This is a genomic window from Mycobacterium gordonae, from assembly GCF_017086405.1.
Lineage (GTDB): Bacteria > Actinomycetota > Actinomycetes > Mycobacteriales > Mycobacteriaceae > Mycobacterium > Mycobacterium gordonae_D.
In genome coordinates, this window is record NZ_CP070973.1 from 6,141,700 (window position 1) to 6,157,675 (window position 15,976).

Sequence of the window (15,976 nt, forward strand, 5' to 3'; positions counted from 1 at the left end):
GCTGAAGGCATCCGAATACATCGTCATGGCAGGTACCAGGCTTTAGCATTAGCACTAAGCCTTTGCAGAGCGGTGTCGCCAAGAGTGTCGGTGATCAGGTCGAAGTCTGTTGGGGCGAATGCGCGGGGCGCCCGGGTGCCAGGCAGGTCGGTGCCGAACAGCAGAGCCCCGGGATCGACGGCGTCGATACGACGCAGCGCGTCGGGGATATCAAGTTGTAAGCGACCGAATCCAGTCGCTTTGACTCGCGCGCCGCGCCCGACCGCGGCGAGCAGATGGGGCAGACCGGCCGCGGTCAGCCCCAGGTGGTCGATACTCACCCGGGGTAGGCGGGCTAGGCGCGGAGCGAGTTCCGGCAGTCGCGCCGAGTCGACGTACAACTCGGTGTGCCAGCCGCACAAGTCGTGCACGCGCAACGCCAGCGCCACGTCCAACGTCCCTCCGCGGGCGAGCGTGAAGCGGACCGCACGGACGCCCGCTCGATCCAAGCGGACGATGTCGGCATCAGAGGTGTCCGGGTCCAGTTGGGTGGCGCCGACCCAACCCGGCCCCAGCTGCTGTAGAGCGGCGATCAGGTAGCCCTGGTCGAACCCTTGAAACGATCCCGACACGACCGCCCCGCCGGTGATCCCGTAGTCCGCGACGCGGTCGAGATAGTCCGTGACGGTGAACGGCTCGGGCACGAATCCTTCGTTGGGGATCAGGGGATGGGTCGGGTCGATGACGTGAAAGTGGGCGTCGAACATGGCAGGCCAGTTCACCACAGTGGTCGTCAGCCCGGTTGGCCGGCACTTCCGTCAGCACCCGCCTTGCCGTCGGCACCCGCGCCACCGGGGTTCCCCCCGGTGCTCACCGTGCCGCCATCACCGCCGAGTCCGAACGCTCCACCGGGCCCGCCCGGACCTGGCGCACCGGCCATGCCGGCAGCTCCGTGACCACCGGCAAGCCCGATCAGACCGCCTCGCCCACCGGTACCGCCGGTGAGCCCAGGAGCGCCGCCGTCGCCGCCGCTCCCGCCGTCCCCGCCGTCACCGCCGCCACCGCCGTCGCCCCCGAATGCTTGGGAGGGAGTTCCTGAGCTCACGGCGTTACCGCCATGGCCGCCGGCCCCGCCGGCACCGCCGGCCCCGCCGATACCACCGGCCCCGCCCGCACCCGCGGCACCCCCGGCGCCGCCGAAACCGAGCCACTGACCCGCGTTGCCCCCATGGCCGCCAGAACCGCCGGACCCGCCGTTGCCGCCACTGGACAGCGAGTCACCACCATTGCCGCCGAGACCGCCTGAACGATGGTCGCTGTCGTGTTGGTATCCGTACGCCTCGTAAGTGCCAGTGGCAACGCCGCCGGATCCGCCCGCTCCGCCGGCACCACCGGCGGCGCCGGCACCTCCGACACCGCCGATCCCCCCGGCCCCGCCGGCGCCGCCGTTGCCGATGAGCAGGCCGGCGTTGCCGCCGTTACCGCCAGCGCCTCCAGTCCCGCCATTGGCGCCGGAGATGCCGCTCGTGGCGCCGTTCCCACCATCGCCGCCAATACCGGAGGAGGCCCAGCCTTCGGCAGCGGTTGACCCCCCTGCGCTCGAACCGCCGGTGCCTCCGGCTCCCCCTGCACCGCCGGATCCGGCGCCACTGCCGCCGTTGCCGCCATTACCCCCGATCGCGGCGAAAGCGTCGGCCTGGGCGTACCCGCCCGCCCCGCCGGCACCGCCGTTACCACCGATCCCGCCAGCGCCGGCGACGGCGTCACCGCCCTTGCCGCCGTTGCCGCCAATCGCAATGTTCTGCGGGTCACCCGGCGAGAAGATGCTGCCGCCGGCACCGCCCGCGCCGCCGTCCTGCCCGGCGCTTCCCTGCGGTCCATCTCCCCCGTTGCCGGCCGGATTGGGAGTGGCTGCAGGTTCGGACGGACTACCGGTAGTCGCCCCGGCCGCGCCGGTCGCCGAATTAGGAATTGATGTCGGGTTCACACCAGCCGCACCGACCAAACCCGCGCCCCCGCGACCGCCGTCGCCGCCCGAACCGAACCAAGTCGCGCCGTTGCCACCGTCCCCGCCCTGCCCGGCTGCGCCGCCGTTGATACCGGCCTGTGCCGATCCGCCCTGACCGCCGTCACCACCGTCGCCGAGCACCCGACCGCCATTGCCGCCGTGGCCGCCATTCGCACCGGCCCCACCCTGGCCGCCCGCTCCGCCGTCGCCGAAGAACAGGCCGCCGCGACCGCCATTGCCGCCTGCCGAGCCCAGCGCTCCCGCTCCACCGTCGCCCCCACGTCCCCACCAGCCCGCGGCCCCGCCGTTACCGCTGAAGCCGGATGCGGCCGCGTTTCCGTCACGATCGAAACCACCGACGCCACCGACCCCTCCGGCGCCGCCGGCACCCCACAACAAACCGCCGTCACCGCCGGCCCCGGCGGCTCCACCGGGTCCGGCAGCACCGTTTTGAGAGGATGCCCCGACTCCGCCTGTGCCGCCCGCACCGCCGACACCGAAGAGCCGAGCCGCGCCCCCGTCGCCGCCGGTCCCGCCGCCGCCTGCGAAGTAACCGCCTCCGCCACCACCGCCGCTTCCGCCGATGCCGCCGTTGCCGTAGAGATGGCCGTTGGCGCCGCCCTGGCCACCATTGCCGCCATCGCCACCCTGGATGCCGAATCCACCGGACCCGCCCAGCCCGCCGGCGCCACCGGATCCGATCAGCCCGGCGGCGCCTCCGACCGCACCGGACCCGCCGGCGCCACCGGTGCCTTCGCTGCCGCCAGACCCGCCGCCGGTGCCACCAGCACCACCTGCCCCGCCAGTTCCGATCAGCCCGGCGGTGCCTCCGAACCCACCGCCCCCGCCGGCGCCGCCCGTACCTGAGAAGCCGTCGGACCAGCCGCCGGTGCCACCGGCACCACCTGCCCCGCCAATTCCGACCAGCCCGCCGGCCCCGCCCCGGCCGCCCATGCCCCCCGGCCCGGCGATGCCGTCTGGGGAGTATGCGCCCACTCCGCCCACACCGCCGGCGCCGCCGTTGCCGAGTAGCAGGCCCCCCGCGCCACCAGTACCGCCGGCGGCACTTGCGCCCCCGGCGCCGCCGACACCGCCGCTGCCGATCAGCCCGGCGGCCCCGCCGTTGCCCCCGCTCTGCCCGGGGGCGCCGGAGCCGCCGGCCCCGCCATTCCCGACCAGCAACCCACCAGCGCCGCCGTCGGCGCCACTGCCCGGTGCCGCGTCAGCACCATTGCCGATCAAGGGACGGCCCAGCAACGTCTGCGTGGGCGCGTTGACCGCGTTCAGAAGTCCTTGAAGTGGACCGACGTTGAGAGCCTCGGCACCGGCGTACGAGTCGGCGCCCGCACTCAACGCGGCCACAAACCGGTCGTGGAACAACGCCGCCTGCCGGCTGGCCGCCTGGAAGCCCTGAGCATGGCCGCCGAACAACGCCGCGATGGCCGTCGACACCTCATCGGCTCCCGCTGAAACCAGCAGAGTGGTCGGGCCGGCCGCCGTTGCGCTGGCCTCCTGGATCGCCGATCCGATACCGGCGAGGTCTCCGGCCACCGCCGCTACGACTTCAGGCGCCACGCTGACAAACGACATTGACTTGCCTCCCAACAGCTGAAACCGACCGCGGGCGATGTGGTCCGGGTCACAGCACAGACGGTAGGCAGCTGCGATAGTCGCGTCCAGCAGAACTTTCCGAACATTTCCTTGCGCAATATGCAAGGTATTCGTCAGCCGTGTTGCCCCCGCGCCCCGTCTTCGCCCTGCAGGCCAAGGGCACCCTGACTGCCGGCAAAGACCCCGGTGCCGCCTCCGCCGCCCGGGCCGTAGGCGCCGCCGTGGCCTCCGGCGCCTCCGGCGCCACCAACGCCGCTGCTACCGGCCTCGCCCGCCAGCCCGATCAACCCACCCGAACCCCCGGAACCGCCAGTGGACCCCGGCGAACCGCCCCTCCCACCATCCCCGCCGTTCCCGCCGTTTCCACCCGGACCACCGTCACCGCCTAGCCCGTCCGCGGTGCCAACCCCGGCGCTACCACCCTGCCCGCCGGCTCCTCCCGCTCCGCCGGTCCCGCCAACGCCACCTGCTCCGCCATTGCCAGCATCCCCACCGACTCCACCGAATCCGAAGAGCCGGCCACCATTTCCGCCGTTGCCCCCGAGGCCGCCGGTGCCGCCACCACCGCCAGCGGAAAGCGAGTCACCGCCATTACCGCCCTGACCGCCAGAGGTAGTCGGACCGCCATTGGGGTAACCATGGGCCGCCCAGTCGCCAGTGGCCGTGCCACCGGCCCCTCCGGCGCCGCCGGCACCACCCGCGGCGCCGGTGCCGCCGACACCACCCGTCCCGCCGACGCCGCCGGCACCCCCATTGCCAATCAGCAGACCGGCGTGCCCTCCGTTGCCGCCTGGGCCGCCAGTGCCGCCAGCGCCGGCGACCATGTCGGTCGACGCGCCGTTGCCACCGCCACCTCCAATGCCGGCGTATGCGGCCCCCTGCGACCCAACGGCATCGCCACCGGCACCGCCTGCCCCACCCGCACCGCCGGGACCGGCGCCGTTGCCGCCGTTGCCGCCGTTGCCCCCGTTGCCGTACGAGCCGACGCCGTTCGTGCTGCCGAGCCCCCCGGCACCCCCTGGGCCACCGTTGCCGCCACCGGCTGCGCCATCGCCACCGTTACCTCCGGCGCCACCCCTTGTTCCAGGCGAGAGGTAGTCCGTCGCAGTCGAATCGCCGCCCCGACCACCGGCGCCACCGCTCTCGCCACTCCCCACACCGGCGGCACCAGGGCCGCCGTTTCCGCCGGCAGCGGGATTGCTGCCCTGGTAACTCTGCCCCGGCGTCCCGACCGCGGAATTCGGCACAGCCGTCGGGTTCACGGCATCCGAACCGGCCAGGCCGGCGCCGCCGACGCCGCCGGCGCCGCCCGAGCCGATCAGGCCGCCGCCGTTGCCGCCGTCGCCGCCGCGTCCGGCGGTCCCGCCATGCATACCCGCCAAAGCAGCCCCACCCTGGCCTCCGTCGCCACCGTTACCGATCAGACCCCCACCGGTGCCGCCCTGACCGCCGGCCGCACCGGCACCGCCCGTGCCCCCATTGCCGCCGTTGCCGTAGAGCAACCCACCGTTACCGCCACTGCCGGCGGCCGCTCCGGTGCCCCCGTAGCCGCCAACACCACCGGAGCCCACCAGCCCTGCCACCCCGCCCCGGCCACCCACTCCGCCGGCGCCGCCAGACCCGCCCGATCCCCCATTGCCCCAGAAGCCGCCACCGGTTCCACCATTGCCCCCGGCTGCGCCAACGCCTCCGGTTCCCCCCACTCCTCCGTTGCCGATCAGTCCCGCCGCACCGCCGCTCCCGCCGTTGCGGCCCGGGGCGCCCGACCCGCCGTCACCACCGTTACCGAACAACAACCCGCCCGCGCCCCCGTCAGCCCCAGTCCCTGGCACCCCGTCGGCCCCATCGCCAATCAGCGGGCGCCCCAGGAGGATCTGCGTTGGTGCGTTCACCGCATCTAGCAGACCCTGCAGCGGTCCGGCACTTGACGACTCAGCACCGGCGTAGGCCCCCGCACCCGCACTCAGTGCCGCGACGAACCGGTCGTGAAGTTGTGCCGCCTGCCGACTCATTGCCTGGAACTCGCGCCCGTGATCCTCGAAAAACGTTGCGATCGCAGCAGATACCTCATCAGCACCCGCGACGGCGAGCGATGTGGTCGGCCCGGCCGCCGCCGTATAAGCCCTGCCCACAGTCGACCCGATTCCACCCAGATCTGAAGCGGCGGCGGCCAATAACTCCGGATTCACCCTGACGAACGACACCGACCTACCTCCACTCGACGAACAGCCTCGGGCGGTATGCCGACGCTAAGCGGCGCGGGAGGCATCGTCTAGCAGAAGGTTGCGATCACACCGTTGCGTTCCACGCAATTGGCACGAGTCGGCTGTTCACTCGGGCAGCCCACACGCAGCGATCGCGGTGTCACGAAATGAGGCAGCTGACGGCGGCAGATATCTGTTGGTCATCCACCCGACCGCGATCGGCCGAACCAATTGGTGGTCGTCGACCGCGATTTCGACGATGTCGGGCGACGGGACAGCCGCCCTGGGCAGCAGGCCGACGCCCAGTCGAGCCCCAATCAAGCCGCGCAGGGTGGTGATATCGGTGCCCTCGAACGCGATCTCCGGGGTGACGCCATGGCGCTGGCAGGCGTCGTCGAAGATTCTGCGCAGCGTGTGGTCCCGGTCGAGGGCGACGAACGGTTGGTCGGCGAGTTCCTGAAAACCGACGATCTCCCGGTGGGCCAACGGATGGGTCCGGTCGACCACGGCGTAGAGCCGTTCGGTGAACAGCGGATGCCATTTCACGCCGGGCGATTCGTCGAACGGCAGCGGATAGCTCAGGCACACGTCGATAACCCCGTTGGCCAGCTCACTGATCAGGGCCGGCCCCGCCCGCTGGCGCAACTCGAACCGGGCACCGGGATGACGGTCGTGGTGGCGGCGGATCAACCGCGGCACCGTGGCCACCCCGAGCGAATTCAGAAATCCCAGGGTCACCGTGCCGCCGTCGACGCCAGCGAGCTGACGCACCTTGGCAACCGCCGTCTCGAGGTTGCGCTGAGCGGCCAGGGTCGCCCGCAAGAAAGCCTGCCCAAACTTGTTGAGTTCGTTGGCCCGACCGCGCCGGGTGAACAGTTCGACGCCGATCTCGTGCTCCAGCAACGCAACTGCCCGGCTGACCGCCGACTGGGACACCGCCAACTTCTCCGCGGCGTCGCGCAGTGTCCCGACTTCGGCGACAGTCTGAAAATAGCGCAGTTGGTACAGTTCCACGCAAATCACCACCCTGGACCGGTCGCAACACGCCACGGTGCCTGCACCGCAAGGTAACTCGCCACGGGGCGGCTCGGGCCCGGGCGACCAGGAAGCAATCTGCGTTGTGTTCGCATCAGTCGGCCTTCGTTGTGCGTGCGTTCGAGCCGACGCTATCCACGGTCATTCATCGCGTCCAGTAGAAGCTTTTTGAACTTATCTTGCGCACTGCGCAACATAGGTCTGCATCTTCCGCTTGCGTCTGTCGCAAGAGTTTGTTCGCAACCTTCTGCTAGACGCAGATATCGCATGCCGCCTAGCGTGACCGTACCAGCGAACTCCCGCCACGAATTCCCCTGCGGGCGAGGTGTTTCGCTGACAACGCAGACCGAAGACCACCCGCTCCGTGGCGGCGTCAGTGCTCACCAGGACTCCTGGTTCGACCCATGGTCACGGCCTCGGATCAGGTGAGGACCTCGGATCAGGTGAGGACGGTGTGATGAGTTTTGCGGTGCTCCCGCCCGAAATCAACTCGGCGCGAATGTATCTCGGTGCCGGCACAGAGACGATACGCCAGGCGGCGGGGGCCTGGGCGGGGCTGGCCGACCGGCTGGGTTCTGCTGCGGCCTCCTTTGCCGTAGTGACCACCGAGTTGACCGGGTCGACGTGGCAGGGTGCGGCGTCGGCGGCCATGGCCGACGCGGCCACACCATACCTCGGTTGGTTGCATTCGGCTGCCGCACAAGCTGAGCGGGCGGCCACCCAGGCCCAGCTTGCGGCAGCCGCGTTCGAAGCGGCGCAGGCAGCGACGGTGCACCCGGCGCTCATCGCCGTCAACCGCGACCGAATCGTGTCACTGGTGAGCTCAAACTTCCTGGGCCAGAACACTGCCGCGATCGCCGCGGCCGAAGCCCACTACGAGCAGATGTGGGCCCAGGACGTGGCCGCCATGTTCGACTACCACGCGGGGGCGTCAGCGGCGGCCGCGGCACTGCAGGACGCCGGGAGGGTGCACAGCCTGCTGGGCCTGCTGGGACCGAGTGATTCGCCAAACCCGCTGAGCACGTTCGGCAGAGTAGGTCTCGCCAATATCGGCGCGGACAACCTCGGCGGCGGCAACTTGGGCAACGGCAACTTCGGCAGCGGCAACCTCGGCAGCAACAACATCGGCACCGGCAACCGGGGCAACGACAACTTCGGCCCAGCCAACCTAGGCGACCGCAATATCGGCTTTGGCAACGCCGGGATGAACAACCTGGGTATCGCCAACAGTGGCATGGCCAACATCGGGTTGGGCAACACCGGCACCGGCAACATCGGCATCGGACTGACCGGCGCGAATCAGATCGGGTTCGGCGGTCTGAACTCCGGAAACGGCAATGTCGGCCTATTCAATTCCGGCACGAACAACCTAGGTTTTTTCAATTCCGGCAACGGAAACGTCGGTATCGGTAATGCCGGCAGCGGAAACTGGGGGTTCGCCAACCCCGGCACCGGAAATCTCGGCCTCATCAGCGCCGGCAACTACAACACCGGGATTCTCAATGCCGGCGCCGTCAACTCCGGCTTCGTCAATCCGGGTAGTTACAACACCGGACTCTGCAACACCGGCGACGTCAACACGGGCAGCTTCAACACCGGGAGTCACAACAGTGGCGACTTCAACACCGGCAGTTACAACACCGGATGGTTCAATTCGGGGGACCTAAACACCGGCGCCTTCAACTCGGGCAGTTTCAACAATGGAATGTTCGTCACCGGCGACAACCACGGCCAGGTCGGAATCAACCTGGCGATTTCTATTCCGACGGTGCCGATCAATTTCAACTACAGCATCCCGATCAACGAGGTAGAGCAATTCGGCGGAAATACCGTCACCATCCCCGGCTACTACTACTCGCAGACGTCTTTTCTGAATGGGTTTTTCTACCTGGGACCGCTCAACATTCCCACGTCCTCCCTCACCCTGCCCGTCGTGACGATCAATATCGGCGGACCGACCACCGCGATCGCAATGACTTTCGCCGGCGCCCTCGAAGGTCGGACGATACCCATCCTGAACATTCCGGGCGGCCCCGGTTTCGGCAACACCACCACGGGTCCGTCATCGGGGTTCTTCAACACCGGCGCCGGCAGCGCCTCGGGGTTCGGCAACCTCGGCAGCGGCAACTCCGGCTGGCAGAACGTGTCAACCGCGGCGCTGGGCAACTCGGGCCTACGCAACGTTGGCGCGCTGCAATCAGGCGTCGTCAACCTGGGCAACTCGATATCCGGCTTCTACAACACCGGCACCACCGGCCTTGACCAACCGGCCGGCCTCGCCGGTGTGGCCAGCATCGGCGCCAACCTCGCCGGTGTCCTGCACGGTCCCACCGGCACCCTGTTCAACGCAGGCCTCGCCGACCTCGGCCAACTCAACGCCGGCTTCGGCAACATCGGCGACCTCAATCTCGGCAATGCCAACCTCGGCAAATTGAACCTGGGCAGCGCCAACATCGGCGACTTCAATATCGGCAGCGCCAACATCGGCGACTCCAACGTCGGCTTCGCCAATACCGGCCCGCTACTGAGCCCCGGCCTGGCCAACATCGGGCTGGCCAACACCGGCAGCCATAACATCGGTCTGGCCAACTTCGGTGACGGCAATATCGGTCTGGGCAACACCGGCACCAACAACCTCGGGATCGGCCTGACCGGCGACCACCAGGTCGGGTTCGGCGCGCTGAACTCCGGCACCGGCAACATCGGCCTGTTCAACTCCGGGGCCAACAACATCGGCATCGGCAACTCCGGCACCGGCAACTTCGGCCTGTTCAACTCCGGCGCGCGCAACAGCGGCCTGCTCAACACCGGCGTAACGAACACCGGCCTGCTCAACACGGGCACCCTGAACACCGGCCTGGGTAACCCCGGCGCAGGCAACACCGGCGCCTACAACACCGGCCACACCAACACCGGCATCGCCAACACCGGCGACTACAACACCGGCCTGGCCAACACCGGCAACTACAACACCGGCACCGCCAACGCCGGCGACATCAACACCGGCGCTTTCAACACCGGAAGGACCAGCAACGGATTCTTCTGGCGGGGCGATTCCGAGGGTCTCAACGGGTCTGACTACACCATCCGCATACCCGAGATCCCTCTGCACATGGTGGGAACCATTCCCATCAATATCCCGATCACCTCCACGGTCACCGACGCCATCTACAGCGGGATGGTCATTTCCAACATTCCGTTCGGCTTCACCGTCGGCATCGGCCCGGTGCCGGCTTTCACCGGTGTCGTCAACGCACTCGAGATTCCCCAAGTGGTGGTCGGCTATCCGCCCGGGGTACCGGCTCCACACGGCCTCATCGGCGGACCCAAGACGTCGATCGACATCACCGGATTCGCCAGCATCGGCCCCGTCGATTGGACGATCGTCCGCTTCGGCGGCCAACCTGGTTTCGGAAACTCGACCGCTCTACCGTCCTCCGGGTTCTTCAACAGCGGCACCGGTACCTCGTCGGGCTTCTTCAACATCGGCGCCAACAACTCGGGCTACCGCAATATCGACTTCGGAAACTCCGGTCTGGCCAATATCGGCGCACTGCAATCCGGCATGTCCAACCTGGGCAACAGTATCTCGGGTTGGGCCAACGCGAGCCCGCTCGGAACGTCGTCGCCGGCCGACCTCTCCGGGTTTCAGAACGTCGGCACCGACCTGGCGGGTTTACTGCGCGACGGCGCCAACGGCACCGTGGTCAACGCCGGACCGGCGAACCTCGGCGGTCTCAACCTCGGCAGCGCCAACATCGGGGGCCTCAACCTGGGCAGCGGCAACATCGGCAACCTCAACTTCGGCAGCGGCAACATCGGGAGCCTCAACCTGGGCAGCGCCAACATCGGCGACTTCAACCTCGGTCTTGCCAACATCGGCAACTCAAACATCGGCTTCGCCAACGCCGGACCCGCACTGACCGCGGGTCTAGGCAACATCGGCCTAGCCAATACCGGCGTTGACAATGTCGGGTTCGGCAACTTCGGTAGCGACAACGTCGGCTTCGGCAACACCGGCACCGGCAATATCGGCGTGGGCCTGACCGGCGACCACCAGATCGGCATCGGCGCCCTCAACTCCGGCACCGGCAACATCGGCCTCTTGAACTCCGGCACTAACAACGTCGGCATCGGGAACTCCGGCACCGGCAATTTCGGTTTCTTCAACTCCGGCAACTACAACACCGGCATCGGCAACACCGGCAGCACCAACACCGGATTCTTCAACACCGGTATCGCCAACACCGGCATCGCCAACACCGGCAACTACAACAGCGGCAGCTTCAACGCGGGCAACTTCAACACACTCGACTTCAATCCCGGCGATTACAACACCGGCAGCTTCAACACCGGCGCCTACAACACCGGCGTGGCCAACACAGGCAACGTGAACACCGGCGCCTTGATCGGTGGCAGTTACTCCAATGGGATCCTCTGGCGAGGAGATCACCAGGGCTTGTTCGGAATTGATCTCGGACTGGTGATTCCCAATACCGCCATCCCGGTGCACCTCGACATAAAAATACCGATAAATATTCCGTTCGAGTTTCTGCTCGACACCATCGTCGTGCCGACTTTCGTGCTTCCGCAATACAGCGCGAGCATCAACATCCTCGGTACCGGGGAAACGCGCGCGCTGACGGTCGGCCCCATCAGAATCCCGACGCTCGGGTTCGACCTTCCCGGCATCGCCGGCACCATCGGCGGAGCGGGAACTGTCCTGGAAATCGGCGGCAGCGGCGGCATCGGCCCGATCAGAATTCCGATCTTCGACTCTCCTGCCACCACAGGTTTCGGGAACTCGACGATCGGTCCGTCGTCGGGGTTCTTCAACACGGGCACCGGCAGCACATCGGGCTTCGGCAACGCCGGAGGCAATCTCTCCGGTTTCCTCAATATCGCCGCCGGCAGCGCCGGACTTTCCGGTGTCAAGAACCTCGGCGAACTGGTATCGGGTATGTCGAACATCGGCAACACCGTCTCCGGCATCCTCAACACCAGCACGCTGAATTTCGCCAGCACCGCCGATGTTTCCGGTATCGCGAACACCGGGAGCCGGCTGTCGGGCGTGCTGCACAACCCCTGGCACTTCAACGTGGGGTTCGCAAACGACGGTGGACCCAATCTCGGCAACGCCAATCTGGGCAGCCTCAATCTGGGCAACGGCAACATCGGCAACGTCAACGTCGGCAGCGCCAACCTCGGCTCCTTCAACATCGGTCTCGGCAATCTCGGCGCCCACAACATCGGCCTGGGCAATCTCGGCGGCGACAACCTCGGGCTGGGCAACTTAGGCGCCGCCAACAGTGGGTTCGCAAATGCCGGTGAGGGCAACGTCGGGTTAGGCAACACGGGAACCGGCAACGTCGGCTTCGGCAACAACGGAACCGGCAACATCGGCTTCGGCCTCACCGGAGCGCATCAGGTCGGCTTCGGCGCCCTGAATTCCGGCTCCGGCAACATCGGCCTGTTCAACTCGGGCACCGACAACATCGGCTTGTTCAATTCAGGCACCGGCAACTTCGGCATCGGCAACTCGGGCGACGGCAACACCGGGATCGGTAACGCCGGGAACTACAACACCGGCCTCTTCAACTCCGGCAACGTCAACACCGGACTGCTCAACGCAGGCAATCACAACACCGGCATCTGCAACGCGGGCAACACCAACACCGGGATCGCGAACACCGGAAACTACAACACCGGTTCGTTCAACTCAGGAAACTTCAACACCGGCATGGCGAACTCAGGCAATGTCAACACCGGAGCGTTCAACACCGGCAGTTACTCCAATGGCCTGTTCTGGCAACAGGACTACCAGGGCTTGATCGGCCTGCGCGCCGGCATCTTCATACCTGAGATACCGCTGCTGAACATGACCCTCAACGTGCCCGTCAACATCCCCATCGACATCGATCTCGGGGGCATCGATTTCCAAGGGTTCACCTGGCCACCCTTCTTTATCGACGTGCTCGGCCTTTTCGGCATCCGACTGGGCCCGATCATCATTCCGAGACCCATCCTCGGCCGCCTGCCCGTAGTGACCGGCCTGATCGGCGGACCCGGTTCCACGATCAACATCGACATCACCAGTGGCGTCGGGCCCATCAGCATCCCGCTGATCGACATTCCGGCAACCCCGGGTTTCGGCAACTCGACCACCGGGCCGTCGTCGGGATTCTTCAATCAAGGCACCGGAAGCTCCTCGGGCTTCGGCAATTTCGGCGCCAACAACTCGGGCTGGCAGAACGTCGCGACAGGCGGCCTCGGCAACTCCGGAGCCGCAAACCTCGGAGCCCTGCAATCGGGCATGTACAACCTGGGCAACTCCGTGTCGGGCCTGTTCAACACGGGGACCGCCGGCTTTGCCGCTCCGGCGCATCTCTCCGGGCTGGCGAACATCGGCACAGATCTCACCGGTGTCCTGCACGAGGGTGCGGGGCGAACAGTCTTCAACGTCGGCCTCGGCGACCTCGGTCAGCTGAACCTCGGTTTCGGCAACAGCGGCGATGCAAACATCGGCAACGGAAATGTCGGCAGCCTCAACATCGGCAGCGGCAACATCGGCAGCTTCAACCTGGGCAGCGGCAACATCGGCACCTCCAACGTCGGCTTCGCCAATACCGGACCCGGTCTCAGCGCGGCCCTGGGCAACGTCGGCCTGGCCAACACCGGTAGCCACAACCTCGGCCTCGGCAACTTCGGCGAGGGCAACATCGGCCTGGGCAACACCGGTACCGGCAACATCGGCATCGGTCTGACCGGCGACAACCAAATAGGCTTCGGCGCACTGAATTCCGGCACCGGCAACCTCGGCCTGTTCAACTCCGGAACCAACAACATCGGCATCGGCAACTCCGGCACCGGCAACTTCGGGCTCTTCAATTCCGGGAGCAACAACACCGGGGTCGGCAACACCGGGATCGCCAATACCGGGATGCTCAACGCTGGGCGGTTCAACACGGGTTTGGCAAACCCGGGCAGTTACAACACCGGCGCCTACAACACCGGCCACACCAACACGGGCATCGCCAACACCGGCGACTACAACACCGGCGTGGCCAACACCGGCAACTACAACACCGGCATAGCCAACACCGGCGATATCAACACCGGCGCGTTCATCACCGGGGACATGAACAACGGTGTCCTCTGGCGAGCCGACTCCCAGGGCCTGATCGGCGCCAACTACACCATCACGATCCCCGAAATACCCGGATTCTTCGACGTCAAGATCCCGATCAACATCCCCATCACCGTGTCCTCCTCCCCCGCCAATATCCAGGCTTTTGGTGCCGACCCGGTCTATTTCGAGACACTCGACGGCGCGGTCTTCGGCTTCATCGGCCCCTTCAAGTTCTCCCAGATCGCCTTCGACATATCCAATCCCGCGGTGGTGCTCAACATCGGCAACCCCGATGGTTCGACGGTGATCGAGATCGCCGGAACCGGTGGCCTCGGCCCGATCCGCATTCCGCTCCTCGACATTCCGGCAACCCCTGGATTCTTCAACTCTTCGCCGCATTCATCGGGCTTCTGGAACAGCGGCGACGGCAGTTCGTCAGGCTTCTTCAACACCGGTGCCAACAATTCCGGTTTCCAGAACATATCGTTCGGAAGCCTGGGCAATTCGGGCCTGAGAAATGTGGGGGCGTTGCAGTCGGGCCTGGAAAACTGGGGCAACAGCGTCTCGGGGTTGGCGAACGCGAGTCCTCTGGGGTTCGCCACGCCGGCGCAGCTCTCGGGTATCGACAATATCGGCGCCAACCTGGCCGGACTGTTACGCGACGGCGCCCTGGGAACAACACTCAACGGCGGCCTGGCGAACGTCGGTGCCCTGAATCTGGGCAGCGTCAACACGGGCTTGGCGAATCTCGGCAGCGGCAACATCGGCAGCTTCAATATCGGCAGCGGCAACATCGGCAGCTTTGACGTCGGCAGCGGCAACATCGGCAGCTTCAATGTCGGCAGCGGCAATATCGGCAGCTACAACCTGGGGTTCGGCAACTCCGGCACATTGCTCACCGCGGGACTGCGCAATATCGGATTGGGCAACACCGGCAGCCACAACCTGGGTCTGGGCAACTTCGGCGATGGCAATATCGGCTTCGGCAACACCGGCACCGGAAACATCGGCATCGGCCTCACGGGAGACAACCAGATTGGCTTCGGCGCGCTGAATTCCGGCACCGGCAACCTCGGCCTGTTCAACTCCGGCACCAACAACATCGGCATCGGCAACTCCGGCACCGGCAACCTCGGCCTGTTCAACTCCGGCACCAACAACATCGGCATCGGCAATACCGGTAGAAGTAATAGCGGATTGTTCAACGCCGGTATCTCCAACATGGGAATCTCCAACGCGGGTACCGCCAATACCGGCCTCTACAACGCCGGCTCCGGCAATACCGGAAGCGTCAATCCCGGCGATCACAACAGCGGCGCGCTGAACTCGGGCAACTTCAACACCGGCTTCTTCAACAGTGGAAATTTCAACACTGGCTTTGCCAACAGTGGTGACGTCAACACCGGCGCGTTCAACACCGGCAGTGACAACAACGGCTTCTTGTGGCAGGGCGATGACGAGGGACTGGCCAGAATCGGCTACCACATCACAATTCCCGAGATCCCCTACCGCTACCACATTCACAGCGACATCTCGGTGCCGATTACCGGCACCATCGGAGAAATCACCCAGGCGTCGTTCACGATCGACGAGATTCACTACGTCATCTTCGCGGGAGACCAGAAGGTGAAGGAAGGCTTCTTCGGGGGCTGGACGATCGATCAGAGCACGCTGCTGTCGCCGACGAACATCGATTACCTCATCCACGAAGTTCTCGATTATCCCGGCACCGGCACCTTCGGCCCCTTCACATTCGGCTTCGACTTTCAGCAGCGGCCCGGATTCTTCAATTCCTCCGGCGGTCCTTCATCTGGTTTCTTCAACTCCAGCACCGGCAGTTCCTCGGGCCTCTTCAACTCCGGAAGCGGGAGCTACTCGGGATTTTTCAGGTGATGCCGAGGGGAAGTGGCGTCCGTAGCACGCGGTCACTCCGACCGGCTGCCCGTGGCGCGGCCGGTCGACCGCGCTTGACCACGTTCTCAGGGTTCGGCGGCGCGACCCGTCGCCAGT

The 15,976-nt window shown here is 66.5% G+C and carries 5 protein-coding genes; 1 reads left to right on the plus strand and 4 read right to left on the minus strand.

Features of this window, described 5'->3' with window-relative positions; translation table 11 throughout:
• Window positions 1–23: 23 nt before the first annotated feature.
• The 4 genes from JX552_RS26290 to JX552_RS26305 all read right to left on the minus strand — a co-directional run bounded on the left by JX552_RS26290 (window position 24) and on the right by JX552_RS26305 (window position 6,816).
• Complete coding sequence (locus JX552_RS26290; RefSeq protein WP_205878699.1) at window positions 24–746, minus strand: amidohydrolase family protein; 723 nt, start codon at window positions 744–746, stop codon at window positions 24–26.
• Between the two features lie 26 nt (window positions 747–772).
• On the minus strand, window positions 773–3,577 hold the full coding sequence (locus JX552_RS26295) for a PE family protein (RefSeq protein WP_205874719.1): 2,805 nt from the start codon (window positions 3,575–3,577) through the stop codon (window positions 773–775).
• A 134-nt stretch (window positions 3,578–3,711) separates the two neighbouring features.
• On the minus strand, window positions 3,712–5,802 hold the full coding sequence (locus tag JX552_RS26300; protein WP_205874720.1) for a PE family protein: 2,091 nt from the start codon (window positions 5,800–5,802) through the stop codon (window positions 3,712–3,714).
• A gap of 126 nt (window positions 5,803–5,928) precedes the next feature.
• Window positions 5,929–6,816: a LysR family transcriptional regulator gene (locus JX552_RS26305; RefSeq protein WP_205874721.1), complete on the minus strand. Its 888-nt coding sequence runs from the start codon at window positions 6,814–6,816 to the stop codon at window positions 5,929–5,931.
• Window positions 6,817–7,294: 478 nt separating this feature from the next.
• Here JX552_RS26305 and JX552_RS26310 point away from each other — a divergent pair, with 478 nt between their 5' ends.
• Window positions 7,295–15,859, plus strand: coding sequence for a PPE domain-containing protein (locus JX552_RS26310; protein WP_205874722.1), 8,565 nt, complete (start codon window positions 7,295–7,297; stop codon window positions 15,857–15,859).
• Window positions 15,860–15,976: the final 117 nt, after the last annotated feature.

Bases quoted from the DNA above. Each gene is read 5' to 3' on its own strand.
- JX552_RS26290 (WP_205878699.1), bottom strand. From the start codon at position 746: ATGTTCGACGCCCACTTTCACGTCATCGACCCGACCCATCCCCTGATC.
- JX552_RS26295 (WP_205874719.1), bottom strand. From the start codon at position 3,577: ATGTCGTTTGTCAGCGTGGCGCCTGAAGTCGTAGCGGCGGTGGCCGGA.
- JX552_RS26310 (WP_205874722.1), top strand. From the start codon at position 7,295: ATGAGTTTTGCGGTGCTCCCGCCCGAAATCAACTCGGCGCGAATGTAT.